The sequence below is a fragment of the Streptosporangium sp. DT93 genome (assembly GCF_049844535.1).
Lineage (GTDB): Bacteria > Actinomycetota > Actinomycetes > Streptosporangiales > Streptosporangiaceae > Streptosporangium.
The window spans coordinates 267,743-289,543 of record NZ_JBNCLF010000006.1; the positions used below are offsets into that span (position 1 = coordinate 267,743).

Here is a 21,801-nt window from a genome sequence, read left to right on the forward strand (position 1 = left end):
CTCGCCGCCATGGTGAGGGTCCACCGCACGCCGTGCGGTGCCCGGAAGGACGCGGGCCCGGGGGAGAGCGTCCGGTTCGCCTCATGGGATGGGGGTGGAGCGGGACAGCGGACCGTGGTCATCGTCCCAGCGGGAGGGGAGCCGGAACAGGCCCGCCGTCGCGGTTCCGGGAAGGCGCGGGGGTCAGGGAGGGACGGCGGAGCCGAAGACCTCCTCTCGGGCGCCCGCCAGGGCGAGGTCGAGGGCACCGGCGAGGACGGGGTTGCCCTCCACGGTCGACAGCACCAGCGGCGGCCGGGGGATCGTCAGGGCGTGCAGCTCGTGCTCGACGAGCTCGCGCAGGGTCTCGCCGCCGGCCAGCAGGGTCCCGCCGGTCAGCACGATGATCTCGGGGTCGACGACGGAGGTGATCGCGGCCAGCCCCAGGGCCAGCCGGGAGGCGACGTCGAGCAGCCCGGCGCGCGCGTCGCCGGCGCGGGCGCCGCGTCCACCCGCGGACGCGGCGGCCCGCACGGCGTTGCGCACGGCCCGCGCAGGGTCGCCCCCGCGCACCCCGTACGACCTGAGGATCCTCAGGACCGCGGGGCCGCCGGTGAGGGCCTGGTAGCCGTGGTTGGCATAACGGCCGGTCTCCCTGGCGGTCGGCGCGCCGGGGGTGGGCATGTAGCCGACCTCTCCGGCGCCGCCGGTGGCGCCCCGGTGCAGCCGGCCGCCGAGCACCAGGGCCGAGCCGAGGCCCTCGCCGGCCCAGAGCAGCACGAAGTCCCGGTGGCCCCGGCCCGCGCCGTGCGCCTGCTCGGCCTGGGCGACGAGGTTGACGTTGTTCTCGACGGCGACGGGCACGCCGAGGCCGTCGCTCAGCGTGCTGACCAGGTCGGGGATCTGCCAGCCGGGCATGTCCTCGCTGGTGGCGTAGGCCAGCCGGCCGGTGCCGGGGTCGACGGCCCCCTCCACGCCGATGACCGCGCGCCTGATCACCACCGGGGCCGCCGTCGCCGCCGTTCGGACCGCCGTCGCCGTTCCCGGCCTCGCCGCCGAGGCTCCGGCGCCCTCCAGCGCGGCGCGGACCCGCCCGACGGGGTCGCCCCCGGAGCGGCCCGGGGTGGGCAGGTGGTACTCGCCGGCGACGGTGCCGGTGATGTCGGCGATCCTGACGTGGACGCCCGCCCGCGTGACGTCCAGCGCGGCGACGTGGGCCGCGGTCGGGTTGAGCCGGTAGACCTCGGCGGTGCGGCCCGGCAGCCCCTCGCGGATGCCGTCGAGCACGACCAGGCCGGCCTCCTGCAGGCGGATCAGGAGCTGGGAGGCGGTGGGCTTGGACAGGCCGGTGAGGGCGCCGATCTCCGGGCGGGTCAGCGGGCCGCGCTCCAGCAGCGCCCGCAGGGCGGCGCGGTCGTTGATGGCGCGCAGCAGACGGGGGGTGCCGGGCGTCGGCTGGTTCACTGGTCCTCCGCGTTCCGGTGCCGGCGATGCGTCCCGGCCGCGGGCGGCCTGCCCTCCGCGGGCGGCCCGCCCTCTACGGACGGTCCGGTCTCCGTGCGGGGCCCGCCCTCCGCGTACGGCCTGGTACGGCCTGGTACGACCTGACCGCCGCGAGCGCATCCAAGTTAGGAAAGTTTCCTAACTTGGAGCGAATCTAGGGAGGCGTGCGGATTCTCGTCAAGCGGGAGGGCGGCGCCGCAATCAAGCTGTGACGGCGGAGGGGTGGGTAAACTTCTCGACGGACCTGCTAGGGTAGTTGTTTGTCATAACAACCAGCAGAATGGCCCGGAGTGTCCCATTACTAGCAACGATAACGGAGCGACGGCAACCCGTCAAATCGAGCTGGCCAGGGAGCAGGAGTACGTTTCCGGGCTCTACCGGCGGCTCGATCTGCTGCGTGAGCGCACCCAGCGGCAGCTGGACGGCGTCCTGGCGCAGGGCGGCAGCGGCGGCACCCACCAGAACCGCTCCGAGCGCGACAGCTTCGCCGGGATGTACGCCGAACGCCTGGGCCGCCTCTGGGCGGTCGAGAACGGCCTGTGCTTCGGCAGGCTCGACAACACCGACGCCACCTCCCTCTACATCGGCCGGATCGGCATGGCCGACGACGACCAGCGCCGCCTGCTGATCGACTGGCGCGCCCCGGTGGCGCAGCCCTTCTACGGCGCCACCCCAGCCGCCTCGATGGGCGTCACCCGCCGCCGTCACCTGCAGACCAAGGGTCGCACGGTGATCGGGATCGACGACGACCTGCTGGACCTCGACGCCCTCACCGACGAGGCCGCGGCCACCCTCAACGGCGAGGCCGCGCTGCTGGCGTCGCTGGCCGCCCGGCGCACCGGCCGGATGCGCGACATCGTGGCCACCATCCAGTCCGAGCAGGACCGCATCATCCGCTCCGACCTGAACGGCGTGCTGGTCGTGCAGGGCGGCCCCGGCACCGGCAAGACCGTGGTCGCGCTGCACCGCGCCGCCTACCTGCTCTACACCCACCGGGAGAAGCTGGCCCGCAGGGGCGTGCTCATCCTCGGGCCCAACCTGACCTTCCTGCGCTACATCGAGCAGGTGCTGCCCTCCCTGGGCGAGACCGACGTGCTGCTGTCGACCGTCTCCGAGCTGTACCCGGGCGTCGTCCCCGGCCGCAGGGAGCGTCCCGAGGTCGCCGCGGTCAAGGGCGACGTCCGGATGGCCCAGGTCGTCGCGCGGGCCGTGCGCGAGCGCCAGCGGGTGCCGCGCAAGGCGCTGGAGATCAAGCTCGACCGCTACACGCTCCGGCTGGAGGGCAGCGTCCTGGAGGCGGCCCGCAACCGGGCGTCCCGCTCCAAGAGGGCCCACAACGAGGCCCGCTCGGTCTTCGTCCGCCACCTGCTCAACGCGCTCGCCCGCCAGGCGGCCCGGCAGCTCGGCAAGGGCATGATCGACGACGACGAGCTGGCCGACCTGCGCGAGGAGCTGCGCACCGAGCGTCCCGTCAAGGCCGCGCTGAACCGCCTGTGGCCCTACGTCACCCCGCAGCAACTGCTGATCGGGCTGTTCACCTCCCGCGAGCGCCTGGACTACGCCGCCGACGGGTTCGGCGCGTCCGAGCGGGAGCTGCTGCTGCGCGAGCCGCCCCGCCAGGGGGAGAACTGGTGGGCCGAGTCCGACGTGCCGCTGCTGGACGAGGCGGCCGAGCTGCTCGGCGACATCGACCCGGCGGTGCTGCGGGCCGGCGCCTGGATGGCCGAGGAGGAACAGGCCGCCCGGCGCGCCGCCGCGCTCGACGAGCGGCAGCACCAGCTCGCCTACGCCAAGGAGGTGCTGGAGATGACCGGGCTGTCCGACATCATGGACGCCGAGCGGTTCGCCTCCCGCCACCTCGGCGACGACGTCTTCCTGACCACGGCCGAGCGCGCCGCCGCCGACCGCACCTGGGCCTTCGGCCACGTCATCGTGGACGAGGCGCAGGAGCTGTCCGCGATGGACTGGCGGATGCTCATGCGGCGCTGCCCGACCCGGTCGATGACGATCGTCGGCGACCTGGCCCAGACCGGGGCGTCGGCCGGGGCGCGCTCCTGGGGAGCCGTCCTGGACCCGTACGTGGCCGGGCGGTGGCGCGAGGAGACCCTCACCGTCAACTACCGCACCCCCTCCGAGCTGATGGCCGTGGCCGCCGACGTGCTCACCCTGGTCGGCCCGGACCTGACCGCCCCGACCTCGGTCAGGGAGACCGGCACGCACCCCTGGGCGGCCTCCCCGACGGGCCGGCTCGGCGACCTGGTCAAGGCCGAGATCGTCGAGGGGGGACGGCTCGTCGTGATCGTCCCCGAGTCGCGGGCCGCCGAGTTCGGCGAGGTCGTCCTCGCCTCGGTCGGGGGCGCGACCGCCGGGCCCGGCGCCGCCGCGCTGGACGCGCAGGTGGCGGTGCTGACCGCCACCGAGGCCAAGGGGCTGGAGTTCGACGCGGTCATCGTGGTCGAGCCGGAGCTCATCCTGGAGGAGTCCACGCGCGGGGCCAGCGACCTTTACGTGGCGCTGACCCGCGCCACCCGGCGCCTTGGCGTCGTGCACGACGGCCCGCTTCCCGCCGCCCTCGCTCGACTTGAGGGACATCGGATCACATGAGACCATTGACGGCTCTCGTCGATCATGTCCTAGCTGCGAAAACTTGGTGTTTCCGCTGTTGGTGACACGGTTGACATCTGCGCTGGGCTCGGTAGTTTGCTGCCCAGTCCAGCACGGGACTGGCCGGTCGGCCGCCTTTCGACATCGCCGTCTCCTGCGCCCGTGACGGGGTCACGCCCGTCCCTACAGCCAGGCGCAGGGCCGGCAGTCCGTCGAGGCGGGGCACTCCTTCCGGGCGGGGGGTTGGACCCAGGAGGAGTCCGGGCACCCAGTAGACAACGGCAATCCGCGCCCGCCGCCGACGGGACGGAACCGGTCCGAAGGGTGACCCGGGCTCTCTTCCCGCTCCCGTGCGAGCGCCGCAAGCGTCGGGGCGGCCGGGGTGTCCGTCGACACCCCGGCCGCCCCGTTGCCGTGTCCGGGCCTGTGCCCGGGTCTGTGCCCGGGTCTGTGCCCGGGCCTCTGTCCGGGCCCGCGATCGGGCGCCGGACTTCAGGGGTACGTCCGCCGGGAGGTAACGTTCAGACCGCAGGACGGGGCACAGCCCGCCGTGCCACCCGTGCCGCCCGTGAGATCGCAAGGAGCCCCGCCCGTGGTGCTGGACAAGACGGCAGGCCCGGCGCCGGGGACGCCCGCGCAGGGCGATCCGCCCGCGGGCACGCGGTCCCGGCCGGTTCCGGCGGCCCGGATCGCCGGCGCGGTGGCCGGCGGCCTGCTGGTGTTCTGCGCCTTCCCGCCGGCCGGCCTGTGGTTCCTGGCCCCGCCCGGCATGGCCGCGATCATGCTGGCGGTGCACGGCGTCCGCCCGCGCCGCGGCGCCTGGCTGGGCCTGCTCGCGGGCCTGGCCCTGCTGCTGCCCGCCCTGCGCTGGGTGAGCCCGATCGGTGCGGACGCCTGGCTGGGCCTGGTGGCCATCGAGAGCGCCTACTACGCCTTCTGGGGAGCGGGAGCCGCACTGGTGTCCCGGTTGCGTCTGTGGCCCCTGTGGAGCGCCGCGCTCTGGGTGGCGGCCGAGTGGGCGCGGGGGCGCTTCCCCTTCGGCGGCTTCCCGTGGGCCCGGGTGGCCTTCGGCCAGGGCGAGTCGCCCTTCACCCCGTACGCCGCCCTCGGCGGGGCGCCGCTGGTGAGCTTCGCGGTGGCGCTGTGCGGGGGCCTGCTCGCGCTGGCGGCGGCGCGGGCGCTCACGGCCCCGCGGTCCGCCCAGGCTCCGCCGCCCGGCTCCCCGGACGCGCCCGGCTCCCCGGTCCCCCCGGTCCCCCCGGTCTCCCGGACCCCCGGAGCGCCCGGTGTCCCGCGGGCGGCGCTGGGCCTGGTCCTGCCGCTGGTGGGGGCGCTGGCCGTGCCGGCGGCGGCCCTGGCCGTTCCCCGGTACGGCGACGAGGGCCGCAGCGTGACCGTCGGCGTCATCCAGGGCAACGTCCCCGGCCGGGGCATGCACCCGCTGGGCGACGAGCCCGCCGTGGTGCTGGGCAACCACAACCGGCTGCTGCACCGGATGGCCGACGACGTGCGGTCGGGGCGGGTTCCCCGTCCCGACCTGGTGGTGCTCCCGGAGAACTCCACCGACATCGACCCGCTGCGCAGCGCGTTCGCCCGGAGCGAGATCGACGCGGCGGTACGGGACGTCGGGGTGCCCGTGCTGGTCGGCGCCGTGGTCGGGGTGGGACGGAACGAGCGCGCGACCCGCAGCCTGGTCTGGGACCCGGTGACCGGGCCCGGCGCCCACTACGACAAGCAGCGCCTGGTGCCCTTCGGGGAGTTCACCCCGATGAAGGAACTGGTGCTGGCCCTGTTCGAGCGGGCCTCCCTGGTCGGCAAGCAGTCGGTGGCGGGCACCCGGGACGGCGACCTGCGGATGGGCCCGGTGACGATCGGCGCGATCAACTGCTACGAGGTGGCCTACGACGAGGTCGTGAACGGCACCGCCCGGACGGGTGCCACGCCGCTGGTGGTACAGACCAACAACGCCACCTACGCGCTCACGAACCTGCCGCCGCAGCAGCTCGCCATGTCCCAGTTGCGGGCCGTGGAGCACAATCGGGCGGTGATCACTTCCGCAATTACGGGTATATCGGCATATGTGACCCCCAATGGCTCGATAGCCTGGCGCACCGAGGAACTGGTGCCCGCGTCGAACGTCCTGACCGTTCCTGTCAGGACCGCGCAGACGATCGCCACCCGCGTGGGCGCGCTGCCCGAGTGGGCCCTCATGCTCATGGGGGCCTGCGCGCTGGCCGCCGCGGCGATCACCGGGCGGCGGCGGGCGGGGACCGTGGGACGGGCAGCGGGCCGGTCATCGGACCGGCAGGACGATCGTCAGGTGGGAGACGCGTGATGGAGCGGATGCTTGGCAGGGTGCTCGTCGTCGTCCCGACGTACAACGAGCGGGAGAACCTGCCGTTGATCGTCCGGCGCCTGCGCGAGGCCGCACCCGAGGTCCACCTGCTGATCGCCGACGACGACAGCCCCGACGGCACCGGGGCGATCGCCGACAAGCTCGCCTCCGACGACGAGCAGATCCACGTGATGCACCGGCCGGGCGGCAAGCAGGGGCTGGGCTCGGCCTACATCGCGGGCTTCCGCTGGGGCCTGGCGGAGGGGTTCGACGTCCTGGTGGAGATGGACGCCGACGGCTCCCACCCGCCCGAGGCGCTGCCCGCCCTGCTGAGGGCGCTGGCCCGCGGCGCCGACCTGGCGATCGGGTCCCGGTGGGTGCCCGGCGGCAAGGTGGTCAACTGGCCCGCGTCGCGGCAGCTGCTCTCGCGCGGCGCCAACATGTACAGCCGTCTCGCCCTCGGCCTGCCGGTCCGCGACGCCACCGCGGGATTTCGCGCCTACCGGGCCTCCACCCTGGAGAAGATCGGGCTGGACGACGTGGAGTCGCAGGGCTACTGCTTCCAGGTGGACCTGACCCTGCGCACCGCCCACAAGGGACTGCGGATCAAGGAGGTCCCCATCACGTTCGTGGAGCGCGCCGTCGGGGCCAGCAAGATGAGCCGTGCCATCATCCTGGAGGCGCTGTGGCGCGTCACCGTCTGGGGGATCGCGGGCCTGCCCGCCCGCATACGCCGCCGCCGCGACCGCCGCCGTCGTCCCGGCCGCTGAGCGCCGCGCCGGTCACGGCGGGAAGTCCACGCTGAGCGAACACGGAACGCGCCGGGGTCCCCGGACGTTGTCATGTCGTACGGCTGTCACGTGAGGTGAGGCGAAGATGCGTTTCCTGCTGTTCCTGATCTTCCTCGTGGTGCCGGTCCTCGAGATCTGGGTCCTCATCCAGGTGGGGCAGGTCATCGGCGGCTGGCCGACGGTGGCCATCCTGCTCGCCGACAGCCTGCTCGGCGCCTGGATCGTGCGGCGCGAGGGCCGCCGCGCCTGGCGCAACCTCCAGGGCGCGCTGCAGAGCGGGCGGATGCCCGACCGCGAGCTCGCCGACGGCGCGCTGGTCCTGGTGGGCGGCACGCTGCTGCTCACCCCCGGGTTCCTCAGCGACGTCCTCGGCTTCCTGTGCCTGCTGCCGTTCACCCGGCCGATGGTCCGCGGGGTGGCGACCTGGTTCTTCGCCCGCCGGGTCCGCACCATGGTCTCCAAGAGCATGACCGGGGCCGGTCTCGGCGGACCGCTCGGAGGGCCTTTCGGCGGGCCCGGCTCGCCCTTCGAAGGGCTGCGGGCCGACGGGCGGGTCCCGGGAGCCCAGGGACGCGCCCCCGGTGCGCCGGTCGTCCACGGCGAGGTGATCCACGACGAACCGGCCGCCCCCGGCGGCGCGGGGGAGACGGGCCGGCCCCCGACGGGTCTGCCCGGCCGCTGAGCACGACCGGCTCGCGGGACGAGAGCCGGGGCCGGTCTCGTCCTCCGCCGAGCACGGCGGCCTCCGGAACGGGCCTCCCCGGCCGCTGAGCACGACCGGCCCGCGACGTGAGGGACGCACCCGGCCTCACCGGTCGCTGAGCGCGGCCAGCCTGCGGAGCGAGAGCCGGAACAGCGCCGCGTTCAGCGGCGCGATCACCCGCCAGCCGAGCCGCCCGGCCGCGCCGAACGGCACGTCGAGCTCCTCCTCCCAGACGATCGTGCTGCCGCCGCCCTCCCGGGGCAGCACGCGGAAGACCCCGGTGCCGCGTACCAGCCGCCCGGTGTGCCGGACCCCCACGCGCGACGGCGGGTCCCACTCGGTGATCTCCATGGTGTCGAGGAAGCCGACCGGTCCCACCCCGGTGAAGGCGGCGAGTCGGCTTCCCGGGCTGCGGCCGTCCCCGGAGGCGACGCGCGCGTGGGTCAGCACCATCCACTCGTCGTGCCTGGACCAGTCGGTCAGCACGGAGAACACCTGCTCGGGCCGGGCGTGGGCGTCCACGGAGACGCTGATGCGGGAACGGGTCACCCTCGGGATCCTTCCCCGTGATCGCGGGACGACTCCTCGGAGGGCCGGGGCGCGTCTCCCCGCAGGACGTGTCCCGTCCCGTGATCGCGGGACGACCTCCCGAAGGGCCGGGGCGCGTCTTCCCGGAGGGCGCCGCGGGACATGTCCCGATATCGTGTACCGGCCCGGAGCGGTCCGGGGAGCGGAATGTCGTGTACCGGCCCGGAGCGGTCCGGGGAGCGGAGACGGGGGACCCGGTGGGAACGTTCGCGGCCAGGAGCGGCCCGATCACGGTCACGGCCGTCGGCTGGGACGACGACGCCGCCGTCGCGCTGCGGCGGGCCATGACCGAGGAGATGGACGCCCGCTACGCCGACCTGATCGCCGTCCCCGGCCTGATCCCCGAGGGGATGAACGTCGACCCCGCCACGGTCGTCTACACCGGCGTCGCGCGCTCGGCCCTGGGCGTCCCGGTCGGGCACGTGGCCCTGCGCGCGCTCGGCGGCGAGCTGGAGCTCAAGCGGATGTTCGTGACCCCGGCCGAGCGGGGCGGCGGCGTGGCGCAGGCCCTGCTGGCCGCCGCCGAGGACGTGGCCCGCGGCCGGGGCGCCTCGCGGATCGTGCTGCAGACCGGCCCCCGCCAGCCGGACGCGGTGCGGATGTACCTGCGGGAGGGCTACACGCCCGTCCCGGTCTTCGCCCCCTACGAGGGGCTCGCGGGCTCGCACTGCTTCGAGAAGTCCCTGTGACCGTCCCGCCCGGAGCGCGGGCGGCGTCCACGCGGGGGGCGGGCGGCGTTCCGGGCGGGAGGGAGACCCCGCGACGGCGGGACCGCCCTCCCGCCCGGGGCGGGAAAACGTGCTCGCCGGCCCGGCCGAGTGACTCGGCCGGACCGGCGAGGGTGTTCGCGAGCGTCTAGGACGCCGCGAGCTGGGGAACGTCGACGTAGAGCTCACCGAAGGTGATCGAGGGGGTGGACCCCGCGAAGTTCCTCTGGACCGATGCTCTCTCCGCCGTGCTCGGGTTGGCGTTGGTGCAGGAGACGGGCGCGCTCGAACCGGACATCAGGTCCGTGCACAGACCGGTGCGCCGGTCCGGCAGGCCCAGGATGTGACCGATCTCGTGCGTGGCGATCCGCAGCGGGAAGTACCCCTGCGACGTCGCCTGCCGCCCCATCCAGATGGTGCCGCGACCCAGGCTGGTCGGCTGTGCGCGCGGCCAGCCGTTGTCGGCGAGCACCACGAAGTCCGCGGGCGTGCCGGCCACCAGTCGTACGTTGGTGACGCGGGAGTTCCAGACCTGTGCCGCCTGGTCCACGACCGACCTGAACTCCGCGGCCCTGCTGGCGTCGTACCTGAGCACGCGGACCGCCGCCGTACCGGTCTCCGCCTTGGCGGTGGCCGCCTGGGACGGTGCGGCCGTCACCAGGAAGGCCAGGCCCAGGATGAAGGCGATACCGGAGCGAATGAATCTTGACATTTCTAGCGAGCCTCCTCGGCCATCGGGGGGTTGCTCATGACGAGCAGCTGGTGAGGAGGGTGGATCAGCCGGTGACCAGGGTCAGCCCGTACGCCGAGAGGACCTCGCCGACCGGCTGGAAGTAGGTCGTGCCACCGGAGGAGCAGTTGCCCGAACCGCCGGAGGTCATGCCCTGGGCCTGGTTGCCGGAGATGAACGAGCCGCCGGAGTCGCCCGGCTCGGCGCAGACGTTGGTGCGGGTCAGGCCGCTGACCGAGCCCTGCGCGTAGTTGACGGTGGCGTTGAACTGCTGGACGGTGCCACAGCGCCAGCCGGTGGTGGAGCCGGAGCGGCAGATCGAGGCGCCGACCGCCGCGCGGGTGGCACCGCGGACGAGGACCTGGGAGCCGCCGGAGCCACGGACGTAGGGGGTCGGGGTGTGGCCGGGGGTGGAGACGAAGGCGTAGTCGTTACCGGGGAACGACGAGCCGTAGAAGGAACCGGACGGGTTGCTGGTGGTGGCGCCGGCCCTGCCGCAGTGACCGGCGGTCACGAAGCCGGGGGCGGTGCCACGGCGCACCGAGAAGCCGATGCTGCAGCGGCTGCCGCCGATGTAGTAGGCGGCACCGCCGACGAGGTTGATGTAGGTCTGCGGCTTCTCGTTGGTGACCGCCACCTTGACGGCGTTCTTGTCGACGCCCGCGGCGGCGATGAGGGCCTCGCCGGCCGCCTGGTCGCTCGCGTTGACGGCGACGGTGTTGCTGGCGACGTCCACGTACCACAGGGACGCGCCGGCCTTCGCCTCGGCGGAGGCGCCGTCGAGCTTGTCCTTGAGGGCGTTGAGGTCGTTCAGGGACCGGCTCACGACCACGGGCTGGGCGCCCTTGGCGCTGATGGCGGCCGCGGCCGCGGCGTCGGTGGTGGCCACCGAGAGCTGCGAGGCGTCAGCGTTGAGCCAGGCGCCGGCGTAGCTGGCACCGAGCTGCTTGGTCAGGGCGGCCTCGGAGGCAGCGGCGCGCTGCTCGTTGGCGAGGCGCTGGACGGCCTGCTCGGCGGTGAGGCCGAGGTCGCGCTGGAGGGCCTCCACCATCGCGTCCGGGGGCTTGGGGGCGGAGACGGCGGGTGCTGCGAAGGCGGGGGCCACGGTGGCGGCCAGGTACAGGGCCACGGTGGTGGCGCCGGCCAGGAAGGTACCTCGACGTAACATGAACACTCCTTGTGAGGGGTGATGTCAAGGTATTTGCCGAAGGCGCCCTGCGGGATCTCTCAAAGATTCCCTATCGCGATGTTATGGGGCCACCGATCGTTCTCCCGGCCGTCGTGGAGGGCGGCGCGGGGCCGCGTGGCGGGCCGCACGGCGGCCGTGTGACGGCTTCCGCGGGCGGGGGGCCGCGGAGGTTCGCGGCCGCTCCGGGCTCGTCTCAGCGGCCGGGGCCGCGGTCGTCGAAGAGGGAGGGGCCGCGGTCGCGGGCGGGGCGGGTGTGGGGCTCCATCGGACCGGCGGGGGAAGGGCCTGCGGGGGAGGGGCCGTCGCCGGAGCGGTTGCGCCGGAGCTGCTCCCGGAGTTCGGCGTCCTGGCGCATCTCCTGCTCGGAGGGGGACAGGAAGATCGTCAGGAGCAGGCCGAGGGTGAGCATGCTGATCCCGACGAGCAGCGGCAGCATGAAGTCCATCCCCTCCGCCCCGCTCGTCGGTGAGGAGGTGCCGTGCACGGTGACGTCCATGGAGAACATGCCGGTGTAGTGCATCCCGTTCACCGCGAGGCCCATCAGCAGGGCGGCGCCGGTCGTGGCGGCGGCCCCGCGCACCCGCACGCTGAACCACAGGGCCACCGTCGCCGCGGTCACGGCGATGAGCAGGGAGAGCCCGACCAGCACGGGGTCGTAGTTCACCTGGGCGGACATGTTCATGGCCGCCATGCCCAGGTAGTGCATGCCCGCCACGCCGAGACCGGTCAGCAGCCCGCCGCCGAGGAGGGAGCCCAGGTCGGCGGAGCGGGAGACCAGGAAGAGGCCCGCGCCGACGACGACCACGGCCAGGAGCGCGGAGGCGACGGTCAGCGGGACGTCGTAGCGGATCGACGCGCCCCGCACGTCGAAGCCCATCATCGCTATGAAGTGCATCACCCAGATGCCGGTCCCGCCGATGGACAGGGCCGCGCCGATGAGCCAGAGTGCGCGTGAGCCGCCTTGGGCCCCGCGCGCCCGCGCGGCGAGCAGCAGACCCAGCAGGGAGCCGATGCTCGACATGACGTACGAGGCGACCGGAGTGGCGAGCCCGTAGGCGAAATGGTCGATGGGGGACATGTCAGGCTCCTGGCGGAAGCGGAGGAATGGAACGTGCCAGAACAAGCCGGGATCGCCGGAGTTCGTGACGGCAGGGGAGATCGTTCGGCGGTGATTGACTGACCGGCCAATCACCGCGAGGGGTGCTCACCTTACAGTTGTCTCGTTCCGAAAGGCCATAATGGGGTTATTGCGAATGTCTTAACCGATCACTTCGAGTACGTTCCGTTCACCTCACGTGAGATCCACAGGAAGGAGGCGGGCCCGATGGCACCGCCCGTCGATCGAGGCCTGGAGGCGCTGCCCCCGATCTGGCCGGAAGACCGCTACGAGGTGGTCTGCGAACGCGACGACCCGCCCGGTGCCACCCGTGACCGCTACCGTTTCCCGCAGTACGCGGTGCGTTCGGCCCGCGAGCTGGAGACCGCCGGGCTCGCCCGGAGGGTGCGCGTGGTCAGGCTGACGGACGGGGTGGTGATCTACGACCGGGTCGAGGGCGTCGAGCTGTCCGCCGACCGCTGGTGACCGGCCGATCGGCCGTCCGCACGCCCGCCTGGCCCCGGAGGGCTGTCGAGCGGTCAGTCGCGGCGAGTACTGTCGGACGGTGATGAGTGATGACACTCGGCGGGTGGGCGTGGGAGCGGACGAATCGGTGACGAGCCCGGGGGGCACGGGGGGCACGGGGGGCGCGGGGGGCGGCGGGCCTTTCGAGGGACGGGCGAGGATGCTCGCCGGGCTGGTCGAGGCCAGCCACCTGAGCGCGCTGGAGCAACTGCCCGGCCTCATCGCGGAACACGCCGCCCACGCCGGCCTGCACGACGTGCTGATCTACCTGGCCGACCTCCAGCAGGACGTGCTCCGGCTGGTAACCGGCAAGGGGCTCGCCGCCGGTGCCGGCGCGGAGCCGGAGACGGCCGAGCTGCGGATCGACGGGACGCTGGCGGGACGCGCCTTCCAGGAGGTGCGCGTGCTGGCCGGCCCCGGCCCCGCCCCGGGAGGCGAGGAGTACCCGTGGTGGGTGCCGCTGCTGGACGGCACCGAACGCCTCGGGGTGCTGCGCGTCAGCGCCCGTCCCGGGAACGAGCACGCCCAGGAGGACATGCGGCACCTGGCGTCGATCTCCGCGCTGCTGCTGGCGAGCAAACGCCAGAACAGCGACTCCTACGCCCGGATGGTGCGGACCCGGCCGATGAACGTGGCCGCCGAGATGCAGTGGAACCTGCTGCCGGCGCCGATCTTCGCCAACGAGGACGTGGTGATCGGGGCCGCGCTGGAGCCGGCGTACGAGCTCGGTGGCGACGCCTTCGACTACGCGCTGGCCGGTGAGACCGTCCACCTGGCGGTCTTCGACGCGATGGGCCATGACGCCTCGGCCGGGCTGACCGCCAACCTCGCGGTGGCGGCCTGCCGCAACCACCGCCGCCAGGGGGCCGGCCTGGTCGAGGTCAGCATGGGGATCGAGAAGGTCCTGGTGGCCGAGTTCGGCGCGGCCAACCGCTTCGCCACGGCCGTCCTGGCCAACCTGAACCTGCGCACCGGCGTGTTCAGCTGGGTCAACCGCGGCCACCACCCGCCGGTGGTGATCAGGAACGGGCGCTGGGTCACCACCCTGCACTGCCCTCCCGCCCACCCGGTGGGCCTGGACCTGGACCTGCCCGTGACCCAGTGCAGGGAGCAGCTGGAGCCCGGCGACCGCGTCCTCATCTACACCGACGGTATGACCGAGGCCCGCAACCGGAAGGGCGAGGAGTTCGGCCTGGAGCGTTTCATCGACTTCATCATCCGCTACAACGCCGACGGCCTGCCGGTGCCCGAGACCCTGCGCCGCCTGGTGCGCAACATCCTCAAGTACCACGACGGCATGCTCCAGGACGACGCCACGGTGCTGCTGGTGGAGTGGCGCGGCGGGTCCCAGGACAGGCTGCACCTGTAGGGGCGAGGGGGTCCCACGTGCGGGGCCGGGCGTGTGAGGCCGAGCGTGCAGGGCCGCGGCGTCCCACGTGTGCCCGGGGCGGGGCCGGGTTCGGAGGGTCAGGCGTCCCACGTGTGCCCGGGGGGGCGGGGGGGGGGGGGGGGGGCCCCCCCCCCCCCCCGGGGGGGGGGGGGGGGGGGGGGGGGCGGCCGCGGGGCGCGCCGCCCCCCACCCGGGGGCGGGCGCGGGGCCCCGCAGCGGCCGGGGGGGGGGGGGGGGGGGGGGGCCGGGGGGGCCGGGCCGGGGGGGCCGGGGGGGGGGGGGGGGGGGGCGGGGCCCCGGACCACGCTCAGGGGGTGGCGGGCGGGTAGGGGCTCTCGCCGTCCCGGATCGCCGCGAACATCCGGTCCGCGTACGCGGACACGGCACGGTGCAGGCCGTGGCCGTAACTCACCCGGGCCACCCCGAGCTCCGCGAGCTCGGCGAGCGACGGCGTGCCGGGACGGAACAGGATGTTGACCGGCCCGTCGATCCGGCCGGTCAGCTCACGGATGATCCCGGCCTCGGACGCGAAGATCGGGTAGACGCAGTCGGCGCCGGCCTCCAGGTACAGGCGGCCCCGCCGTACCGCCTCGGCCAGGCGCTCCTCGTCGCTCCCGGTGCCGTTCATGAAGACGTCGACCCGCGCGTTGATCACCAGGTCCGTCCCGGCGTCCTCGGCCGCGGCCCGGACGGCACGCAGGAGGCCGGCCTGCTCGTCGGCGTCGATCGACGCGCCGGTGGCGGGGTCGGAGTCCTCCAGGTTGCATCCCGAGGCCCCGGCGGCGGCGAGCCGCCTCACCAGCTCGGCGGGCTCCAGCCGGTAGCCGCGCTCCACGTCGGCGGTGACGGGCAGGGACACCGCCCGGCTGATCCTGGCCACGGCGGCCAGCATCTCCTCGGGTGGCGCCTGCTCGCCGTCGTCGTACCCGAGCACCGGGGCGATCGCCGCGCTGCCGGTGGCGATCGCCGGAAAGCCCGCGGCCTCGACGGCGCGGGCCGACGCCGCGTCCCAGACGTTGGGCAGCACCAGGGGGCGGCCCGGCACGTGCAGCGCGCGCAGCGCGGCGGCCTTCCCGGCGGTCTTCGCGGCGGTCTTCGCGGCGGCGGCCGCCAGGGCCGGGCCGCCGGCCTCATCGTTGATCGAAACGGTCATGACGACGACCCTAGGGGAAGGAACGGGCCGGCCTGAGAGCCGATCCGGCACCTGCCGACCGGGCCATTTCCTACGGAGGACCGGACCGCTTCGCACAGGGAACGGGCTTGTCCACGGGGCCGGTCCACCCACGGGAGGGACCTGTTCGCGGGACCGGTCCACCCCGTCGTGCCGGAGCGGACCGGATCATGCGGCCGTGCCGTGCCGTGCGGTGCCATGCCGTGCCATGCCGTGCCGTGCGGTGCTGTGCCGTGCCGGACCGCTCGTGAGGCGGGGACGTCCGGCAGGTGACAGCGAAGGACCCTCCACCCCTGGGGGGATGAAGGGTTCCTTCGAGGCTCTCCGGGCTCTCCGGGCGGTCAGGCGCTCTTGCGGCGCTGGGCGCGCAGGATCGCCAGGCGCTCGTTGAGCACCTCTTCCAAATCCTCGATCGTGCGGCGCTCCAGCAGCATGTCCCAGTGCGTCCGCGGGGGCTTGGCCTTCTTGGCCTCCGGCAGCTCGCCGTCCACCCGCAGGGCGGTCGCGCCGCACATGCGGCACTCCCAGGTCGCCGGGATCTCGGCCTCGGCGGCGAGCGGAACGTCGAATCGATGGCCCTTCGGGCAGGTGTAGGACACCTCCTGGCGCGGAGCCAGATCGGTGTTGCGGTCGTTCTCGTAGCTGGTCGCTCCGAGCCGGGTCCCGCGTAGCGCACGCTCGCCCATGTCTGAATGCCTCCTGAGGGCCCCGTCGTAGGGGTTCGTCTCCCACGGCGTACAACGCTTGGTACCGTGTGTGGATTCCCACAGACGGGGTGATCCAATCGCACGTTCTTGACCCGGTCTGCGGAGGGGCCCTTTCCGAGGGTGTTCTCAGATGCGTTCCGGCACCTCGTTGCCGGCCGCCCGGATGGCCTTGGGCAGGTCGATGAGGGCGAGCAGCACCAGCCCGAGCACGAAGAAGATCACCAAAGAGATGATTCCCAGGCGGTAGCTGTCGGTCAGCTGGAGCGCCAGGCCGAGGGTGAACGAGCCGAGGAACGTCGCCCCCTTGTCGCTGATCTCGTACAGGCTGTAGTACTCCGCCTCCTTGCCCCTCGGGATCACGTGGGAGAACAGCGACCGCGACAGGGCCTGGGTGCCGCCCATCACGATCGCGATGGCGAAGCCCAGCCCGAAGAACGCCGCCGCCGACCCCCGGGGCAGGAAGTAGGCCACGGCCACCACGACGATCCAGGCCACCAGCGCCACCATCACGACCCGCTTGGCCCCGTAGGAGGCGGCGAGGCGGCCGAGCAGCAGCGCCCCGAAGAACGCCACGAACTGCACCATCAGGATCGCCGCGATCCGCACCGTCTGGTCGAGCCCGAGCTCCTTGTCGGCGTAGGTGGCGGAGAAGGAGATGACGGTCTGCACGCCGTCGTTGTAGATCAGGTACGCGACCAGGAAGCCCAGGGTCAGCGGGTAGCGCCGCAGCTCCCTGATCGTGCGGCCCAGCTCCCGGAGGCTGACCGCCACGGCCCGGCCGGCCGTCTCGGCGCCCGCGGGCGCGGCCCGCCGGTTGCGCAGCCGCAGCAGCGGGATGATCGTGAACCCGCCCCACCACAGGCCCGCGGACGACAGGGCGATGCGCACGGCGTCGCCCTCGGTGATGCCGAAGGACTCGTGGTAGAGGAACAGGCCCAGGTGGACGGCGAGCAGCAGGCCGCCGCCGAGGTAGCCGAACCCCCACCCCCTGGCGGAGACCCTGTCGCGCTCGTTCGCCGTGGCGATCTCCGGCAGGAACGAGTTGTAGATCACGAACGCGGCGGCGAAGGCGACGCTGGAGACGAGGAACAGCGCGCCGCCCAGCAGGTAGCGCCCGTCGGCGACGAACCAGAAGCACAGCGTGGCACCGGCGCCGAGGTAGGCGAACAGGCCCAGCAGCTCCTTCTTGCGGCCGGTGTGGTCGGCCAGCGCGCCCACGATCGGCATCAGGAGGATCTGCAGGATCGCCGCGACCCCCACCACGAAGGAGTAGTAGGCGCTGGGCCGCACGTCGAACCCGAGCACGTCCACGTACGGGCGTCCCTGGGCGGCGGTCTCGGCGATCGTCGTCAGGTACGGGCCGAGGAAGACCGTCAGGACGGTGGTCGGGAAGGCGGAGTTCGCCCAGTCGTAGAAGTACCAGCCGCGCTGCTCCCGGCGGCGGGAGGCCGGGCTCTCCTCGACGGCCTGTGCTGAGGTCATGGGGGGTCCTCGGTTCGCTGGCGGGGGACGGGACGGGGGTCGCACAAGAGGCGGGACGAGCGGCAGGAGCGGTGAGAGCGGGGGTGGGGAGGCCCGGGGGCGGGGTCGTTCACGCGGCGAGGCTGCCGGGATACCACTGGCCCCGGGAGGCCAGCACGTCGCGCAGCCCGGAGATGTCGTCGGTCATCAGGCCGTCCACCCCCAGGTCGAGCAGGCGCCGCATCGCCGTCGTGTCGTTGACGGTCCACACGTGGACCTGCATGCCGAGCGCGTGCGCCGTGCGGATCAGGGAGGGCGTGGTGATCCGCAGGCCGCGGAAGCCCACCGGGACCTGCGCGCACGGTATCCCGGCGCGGGTCAGGCGGGCGAGCAGGCGGCCGTACCCGGAGGTGGTGGCCGCGGCGCGCAGGGTCGCCACGCCGCGCGGCCCCAGCGCGGAGCACACGTCGCGGCCGATCGCGGCGCGGGCCCGCTGGAGGCGTTCCTCGGAGAAGGAGGTCAGGCAGATCCGGTCGTGGGAGGAGGTCCTGCGGATCGCCTCGGCGAGCGGGGCGACGGCCGCCGCCTCCTTGACGTCGATGTTGAAGCGCGCCTCGGGCCAGGCCCCCAGCAGGTCCTCCATCAGGGGAATCTCGTCCACGCCGCCGATCCGCGCCTGGCGCACCGCCCGGTACGGCAGCTCGGCGATCCGGCCCCGGCGGTCGGTCACCCGGTCCAGGGTGTGGTCGTGGAAGGCCAGGAGCACCCCGTCGGCGGTGGCGTGCGCGTCGGTCTCCAGGTACGTGTAACCGAGCCTGACGGCACGCTCGAAGGCGGCGAAGGTGTTCTCCCTGCCCTCGGAGGCGCCGCCCCGGTGGGCGAACGCCAGCGGGCCGGGATGGTCGAGGAAGGCGTAACGGCGCTGCACGTGCAGGAGTATGCCCCCTGCGGGCCGGGCACGTCATCGCGCCCAGGTGAACGTTTGGGTCACAAGCTCCGAAACACGACCTGGACGTTCCCTTTGCCCTGGCCTGTATGGGGCCGGGAATGATGAGAGGACCTGGGCGTCCACGGCGGGCTCCGCCGTGGGGCCGGTGCGGTTTTCCGGGGGCACGGCGACGCCGGGGCCGGGATCCGTGGGAACGGAGACCACGCATGAGCAGAGCACACGACCGGACGAGGCTGGCGAGCACGGCGGGCTACCTCGACGACCGCCTCGGCGCGGGCAACTTCGTCAAGCGGAACATCCGGAAGGTCTTCCCCGACCACTGGTCGTTCCTGCTGGGGGAGATCCCGCTCTACTCGTTCATCATCCTGCTGCTGACCGGGACGTTCCTGACGCTCTTCTTCAAGGCCAGCATGCTGGAGATCCCCTACCAGGGGGCCTACGAGCCGCTGCGGGGCGTCCTGATGTCGGAGGCGTACGCCTCGTCGCTGGAGATCAGCTTCAACGTGCGCGGCGGCCTGCTGATGCGCCAGATGCACCACTGGGCGGCCCTGATGTTCATCGGCGGCATGATGATCCACATGCTCCGGGTCTTCTTCACCGGCGCCTACCGCAAGCCGCGCGAGATCAACTGGCTGATCGGGGTGGCGCTGCTGGCGCTGTCGCTGTTCGAGGGCCTGACCGGCTACTCCCTGCTGGACGACCTGCTGTCGGGAGCGGGCCTGCGGATCACCGCGGGCGTGGCGCAGTCGCTGCCGCTGGTCGGCACCTGGCTCACGTTCTTCCTGATCGGCGGCGAGTACCCCGGGGACGACGTGATCGGCCGGTTCTACACGATCCACATCCTGCTCCTGCCGGGCGTCCTGCTGGCGCTGATCACCGCGCACATGATGCTGACCTGGGTGCTCAAGCACACCCAGATGCCGGGCAAGGGCCGCACCAACGACAACGTGGTGGGCGGGCCGTTCCACCCGTCCTTCCTCGGCAAGTCCGGCGCGTACTTCATGTTCACCTTCGGGATCATCGCGCTGCTGGGCACCTTCGCCCAGATCAACCCGGTCTGGCTGTTCGGCCCCTACACCCCCTCGGCCATCGGCGCCGGGTCCCAGCCCGACTTCTACCTGGCGTTCCTCGACGGGTCGCTCCGCCTGACGCCCGGCTGGGAGATCAACTTCCTGGGCTTCACGCTGCCGATGAGCGTGATCCTCCCGGCGCTCGCCCCGATGGGCATCATCCTGGCGGGCCTGGCCCTCTACCCCTACGCCGAACGCTGGGTCACCGGCGACAGCCGCGAGCACCACATCGCCGAGCGTCCCCGCGACAACCCGCACCGCACCGCGATCGGCATGTCGGCGGTCACCTTCTACGGCGTCCTGTGGCTGATGGCCTCCAACGACGTGATCTCCGCCTACTTCCGCCTCTCGCTGAACACGATGATCGTCATCGGCCGGGTGCTGGTCTTCGCAGGGCCCGCCCTGGCGTACTACGTCACCTACCGCATCTGCCTGGGCCTGCAGCGCAGGGACGCGGCGAACCTGAGCCACGGCGTGGAGACGGGCGTCATCCGGCGCCGGCCCACGGGCGAGTACATCGAGGTGCACGTCCCGCCCAACGAGTCCATCGAGGCCCACATCAGGGGCAAGCAGCCGGTGCCGATGCTCGCCGGGGTCTCCGAGGACGACGGCGGCGCCAGGGCCGCCGGCGACGGGGCAGGGGACGACGAGGGGCCCGGCGGCACGGGGGTGCCGTCAGGGCGGGGGCACGGCCGGATCGCCAGGCTCCGCGCCCTGATGAGCAGGACCTACGGCGGCGAGAAGGTGCCGCTGGACGGCGAGAACGGCCACTCAGGGAACGGCCACGGCGACCGTCCCGGGGAGGGGTACGTCTCCGGGGAGCCCGGCACGGAGGGGAGCGAGGGGCAGGCGGCCATCGGCTCCGGCACCGGGAAGAGGCGGCCCCCGATCGGCTGAGCGGTCATGGCCGGGTCCTCAAGCCGGGCTCCGGCAGTGCTCCGGCCGGGTCCTCAAGCCGGGCTCCGGCGGTGCTCCGGCGGTGCTCCGGCGGTGCTCCGTGGTGCCCCGGCGGTGCCCCGGCCGGCCTCACTCCGCCGGTGCCCCCTTGCCCGCCCACTCCTGGCGGCGGGCCTCCGCCACCGCGATCGCCGCCGCGACCGCGACGTTGAACGAGCCCACCCGGCCGACCTGCGGGATGTAGCAGACGCCGTCGGCGGCCTCCAGCAGCGCGGGGGAGCAGCCGTGGTCCTCGCTGCCGACCACCAGGCAGACGTCGCCCTCCAGCCGGGCCTGCGACAGCGGGACCGCGTCACCGGTCAGTTCCACCGCCACCACGGTGAACCCGTCCTCCTTGGCGGCCCGCAGGGCCTCCAGCACCGGGACCGGCTGCTCCCACGCCACCAGCCGGTCGGTGCCCAGCGCGGTCTTCTGCGCCTTGGGATTGGTCGGCGGGGTGGCGTTGCCCGCCAGCCAGATCCGCTCCACGCCGAAGGCCGCGGCCGTGCGGAAGATGGAGCCGATGTTGAACGGGCCGGTCACCGACTCCACGATCAGCGCCAGCCGCCCCTCGGTGTTCCTTCGCCAGCCGCGGTTGAGGCGCTTGACATCGGTCGGGCGCAGCTGCCTGCGCGGATTCGCCGTCATCGGTCGTTCACCGTTCCTCGCCGTTCGTCGTCGTTGCTCGTCGTTCACCGTCGTCGCGCGCGGCCGTCCCGGGGCGCCCACGGGGCCGTCCCGGGGCCGTGGTCACCGTTCCGCACCGGCCTCCACCCGCAGGACGCGGTACGACGAGCGGGAGGCCACCCGCTCGGCGGGCCAGCCCCGCTCGTTCAGCCAGCGCTGCAGCGAGTCCGACCCCAGGTGCTTCTGGACCACCAGGTGGGCGACGCCGTCCGGGGTCAGACGCGACAGCCAGCGGGTCAGCATCTCGTGCATGGCCGTCTTGCCGATCCGGATCGCCGGATTGGACCAGATGGCGGAGAAGCGCACCTGCGGAGGCACCTCGTCGACGTGCAGCGACCTTACTTTGTCAAGGCCGACGGCCCGCGCGTTGCGAGCACAGAGATCCACGGACCTGCGGTTGACGTCCACCGCCCAGACGGTCGCCCCGGGAGCGCGCGAGGCCATCGTCAGCGCGATCGGCCCGTAGCCGCAGCCCAGGTCGAGCAGGTCGCCGTCCGCCGGGGGCGCGGGGACGCTCTCCAGCAGGATCCGCGTGCCCTGGTCGACGCGCTCGGCGGAGAACACCCCGCTGTCGGTCTCCAGCCTCAGGTGAAGGTCGGGGAGCACGAGCGTGACCGAGCCGGGCCGGCCGGCCGTCTCGGGACGCTCCTCGAAGTAATGGGCCACGGCGTAGAACGTTA

The 21,801-nt window shown here is 73.2% G+C and carries 19 protein-coding genes; 8 read left to right on the plus strand and 11 right to left on the minus strand.

Annotation, left to right across the window (positions count from 1 at the left end; translation table 11 throughout):
* Positions 1-183 precede the first annotated feature (183 nt).
* On the minus strand, positions 184-1,443 hold the full coding sequence (locus tag ACLQ2R_RS15895) for an ROK family transcriptional regulator (RefSeq protein WP_425960256.1): 1,260 nt from the start codon (positions 1,441-1,443) through the stop codon (positions 184-186).
* Positions 1,444-1,704: 261 nt separating this feature from the next.
* Between ACLQ2R_RS15895 and ACLQ2R_RS15900 the strand changes: the two genes are divergently transcribed.
* From ACLQ2R_RS15900 to ACLQ2R_RS15915, 4 genes are all read left to right on the plus strand, one after another.
* A complete protein-coding gene (locus tag ACLQ2R_RS15900; protein ID WP_425960257.1) occupies positions 1,705-4,086 on the plus strand; it encodes a HelD family protein in 2,382 nt (793 codons plus the stop codon).
* Positions 4,087-4,678: 592 nt separating this feature from the next.
* Positions 4,679-6,421, plus strand: coding sequence for an apolipoprotein N-acyltransferase (lnt, locus tag ACLQ2R_RS15905; RefSeq protein WP_425960258.1), 1,743 nt, complete (start codon positions 4,679-4,681; stop codon positions 6,419-6,421).
* The gene (locus tag ACLQ2R_RS15910; protein ID WP_425960259.1) at positions 6,421-7,191 is read left to right on the plus strand and encodes a polyprenol monophosphomannose synthase; all 771 of its coding nucleotides are present in this window, start codon (positions 6,421-6,423) and stop codon (positions 7,189-7,191) included. Before lnt ends, ACLQ2R_RS15910 begins: the two co-directional genes overlap by 1 nt.
* A 106-nt stretch (positions 7,192-7,297) precedes the next feature.
* Positions 7,298-7,894 (plus strand): FxsA family protein, encoded by a 597-nt coding sequence (locus ACLQ2R_RS15915; RefSeq protein WP_425960260.1) that lies wholly within the window; start codon positions 7,298-7,300, stop codon positions 7,892-7,894.
* Positions 7,895-8,020: 126 nt separating this feature from the next.
* On the opposite strand, the gene ACLQ2R_RS15920 is transcribed toward ACLQ2R_RS15915, so the two are convergent.
* Positions 8,021-8,464, minus strand: coding sequence for an SRPBCC family protein (locus ACLQ2R_RS15920; RefSeq protein WP_425960261.1), 444 nt, complete (start codon positions 8,462-8,464; stop codon positions 8,021-8,023).
* Positions 8,465-8,700: 236 nt separating this feature from the next.
* On the opposite strand from ACLQ2R_RS15920, the gene ACLQ2R_RS15925 reads away from it, so the two are divergent.
* Positions 8,701-9,192, plus strand: a complete 492-nt coding sequence (locus ACLQ2R_RS15925; protein WP_425960262.1) for a GNAT family N-acetyltransferase — start codon at positions 8,701-8,703, stop codon at positions 9,190-9,192.
* Positions 9,193-9,358: 166 nt separating this feature from the next.
* Here ACLQ2R_RS15925 and ACLQ2R_RS15930 read toward each other — a convergent pair whose 3' ends face one another.
* The 3 genes from ACLQ2R_RS15930 to ACLQ2R_RS15940 all read right to left on the minus strand — a co-directional run bounded on the left by ACLQ2R_RS15930 (position 9,359) and on the right by ACLQ2R_RS15940 (position 12,207).
* Positions 9,359-9,922 (minus strand): snapalysin family zinc-dependent metalloprotease, encoded by a 564-nt coding sequence (locus ACLQ2R_RS15930; protein ID WP_425960263.1) that lies wholly within the window; start codon positions 9,920-9,922, stop codon positions 9,359-9,361.
* A gap of 64 nt (positions 9,923-9,986) precedes the next feature.
* A complete protein-coding gene (locus ACLQ2R_RS15935) occupies positions 9,987-11,108 on the minus strand; it encodes a S1 family peptidase (RefSeq protein WP_425960264.1) in 1,122 nt (373 codons plus the stop codon).
* Between the two features lie 214 nt (positions 11,109-11,322).
* Positions 11,323-12,207, minus strand: a complete 885-nt coding sequence (locus ACLQ2R_RS15940; protein ID WP_425960265.1) for an MHYT domain-containing protein — start codon at positions 12,205-12,207, stop codon at positions 11,323-11,325.
* A gap of 246 nt (positions 12,208-12,453) precedes the next feature.
* Between ACLQ2R_RS15940 and ACLQ2R_RS15945 the strand changes: the two genes are divergently transcribed.
* Together ACLQ2R_RS15945 and ACLQ2R_RS15950 are read left to right on the plus strand one after the other, a co-directional pair.
* Positions 12,454-12,711: a hypothetical protein gene (locus ACLQ2R_RS15945; protein WP_386233504.1), complete on the plus strand. Its 258-nt coding sequence runs from the start codon at positions 12,454-12,456 to the stop codon at positions 12,709-12,711.
* A 199-nt stretch (positions 12,712-12,910) separates the two neighbouring features.
* Positions 12,911-14,119, plus strand: a complete 1,209-nt coding sequence (locus ACLQ2R_RS15950) for a PP2C family protein-serine/threonine phosphatase (protein ID WP_425960266.1) — start codon at positions 12,911-12,913, stop codon at positions 14,117-14,119.
* A 328-nt stretch (positions 14,120-14,447) separates the two neighbouring features.
* On the opposite strand, the gene ACLQ2R_RS15955 is transcribed toward ACLQ2R_RS15950, so the two are convergent.
* The 4 genes from ACLQ2R_RS15955 to ACLQ2R_RS15970 form a co-directional block, all read right to left on the minus strand.
* On the minus strand, positions 14,448-15,293 hold the full coding sequence (locus ACLQ2R_RS15955; protein ID WP_425960267.1) for an isocitrate lyase/PEP mutase family protein: 846 nt from the start codon (positions 15,291-15,293) through the stop codon (positions 14,448-14,450).
* A 359-nt stretch (positions 15,294-15,652) separates the two neighbouring features.
* Positions 15,653-15,997, minus strand: coding sequence for an RNA polymerase-binding protein RbpA (locus tag ACLQ2R_RS15960; protein ID WP_089205581.1), 345 nt, complete (start codon positions 15,995-15,997; stop codon positions 15,653-15,655).
* Between the two features lie 147 nt (positions 15,998-16,144).
* Positions 16,145-17,500: an MFS transporter gene (locus ACLQ2R_RS15965; RefSeq protein WP_425960268.1), complete on the minus strand. Its 1,356-nt coding sequence runs from the start codon at positions 17,498-17,500 to the stop codon at positions 16,145-16,147.
* Between the two features lie 109 nt (positions 17,501-17,609).
* A complete protein-coding gene (locus ACLQ2R_RS15970; RefSeq protein ID WP_425960269.1) occupies positions 17,610-18,407 on the minus strand; it encodes a glycerophosphodiester phosphodiesterase family protein in 798 nt (265 codons plus the stop codon).
* Between the two features lie 227 nt (positions 18,408-18,634).
* Between ACLQ2R_RS15970 and ACLQ2R_RS15975 the strand changes: the two genes are divergently transcribed.
* Entirely contained in the window at positions 18,635-20,395 is a 1,761-nt protein-coding gene (locus tag ACLQ2R_RS15975) for a cytochrome b (protein ID WP_425960270.1), read from the plus strand.
* A 129-nt stretch (positions 20,396-20,524) separates the two neighbouring features.
* On the opposite strand, the gene ACLQ2R_RS15980 is transcribed toward ACLQ2R_RS15975, so the two are convergent.
* Both ACLQ2R_RS15980 and ACLQ2R_RS15985 read right to left on the minus strand, forming a co-directional pair.
* Complete coding sequence (locus ACLQ2R_RS15980; RefSeq protein WP_425960271.1) at positions 20,525-21,082, minus strand: TrmH family RNA methyltransferase; 558 nt, start codon at positions 21,080-21,082, stop codon at positions 20,525-20,527.
* A 102-nt stretch (positions 21,083-21,184) separates the two neighbouring features.
* The gene (locus ACLQ2R_RS15985; RefSeq protein WP_425960272.1) at positions 21,185-21,787 is read right to left on the minus strand and encodes a class I SAM-dependent methyltransferase; all 603 of its coding nucleotides are present in this window, start codon (positions 21,785-21,787) and stop codon (positions 21,185-21,187) included.
* Between the last annotated feature and the right edge of the window lie 14 nt (positions 21,788-21,801).

Bases quoted from the DNA above. Each gene is read 5' to 3' on its own strand.
- ACLQ2R_RS15910 (WP_425960259.1), top strand. From the start codon at position 6,421: ATGGAGCGGATGCTTGGCAGGGTGCTCGTCGTCGTCCCGACGTACAAC.
- ACLQ2R_RS15915 (WP_425960260.1), top strand. From the start codon at position 7,298: ATGCGTTTCCTGCTGTTCCTGATCTTCCTCGTGGTGCCGGTCCTCGAG.
- ACLQ2R_RS15930 (WP_425960263.1), bottom strand. From the start codon at position 9,922: ATGTCAAGATTCATTCGCTCCGGTATCGCCTTCATCCTGGGCCTGGCC.
- ACLQ2R_RS15935 (WP_425960264.1), bottom strand. From the start codon at position 11,108: ATGTTACGTCGAGGTACCTTCCTGGCCGGCGCCACCACCGTGGCCCTG.
- ACLQ2R_RS15940 (WP_425960265.1), bottom strand. From the start codon at position 12,207: ATGTCCCCCATCGACCATTTCGCCTACGGGCTCGCCACTCCGGTCGCC.
- ACLQ2R_RS15945 (WP_386233504.1), top strand. From the start codon at position 12,454: ATGGCACCGCCCGTCGATCGAGGCCTGGAGGCGCTGCCCCCGATCTGG.
- ACLQ2R_RS15950 (WP_425960266.1), top strand. From the start codon at position 12,911: ATGCTCGCCGGGCTGGTCGAGGCCAGCCACCTGAGCGCGCTGGAGCAA.
- ACLQ2R_RS15955 (WP_425960267.1), bottom strand. From the start codon at position 15,293: ATGACCGTTTCGATCAACGATGAGGCCGGCGGCCCGGCCCTGGCGGCC.
- ACLQ2R_RS15960 (WP_089205581.1), bottom strand. From the start codon at position 15,997: ATGGGCGAGCGTGCGCTACGCGGGACCCGGCTCGGAGCGACCAGCTAC.
- ACLQ2R_RS15965 (WP_425960268.1), bottom strand. From the start codon at position 17,500: ATGACCTCAGCACAGGCCGTCGAGGAGAGCCCGGCCTCCCGCCGCCGG.
- ACLQ2R_RS15975 (WP_425960270.1), top strand. From the start codon at position 18,635: ATGAGCAGAGCACACGACCGGACGAGGCTGGCGAGCACGGCGGGCTAC.
- ACLQ2R_RS15980 (WP_425960271.1), bottom strand. From the start codon at position 21,082: ATGACGGCGAATCCGCGCAGGCAGCTGCGCCCGACCGATGTCAAGCGC.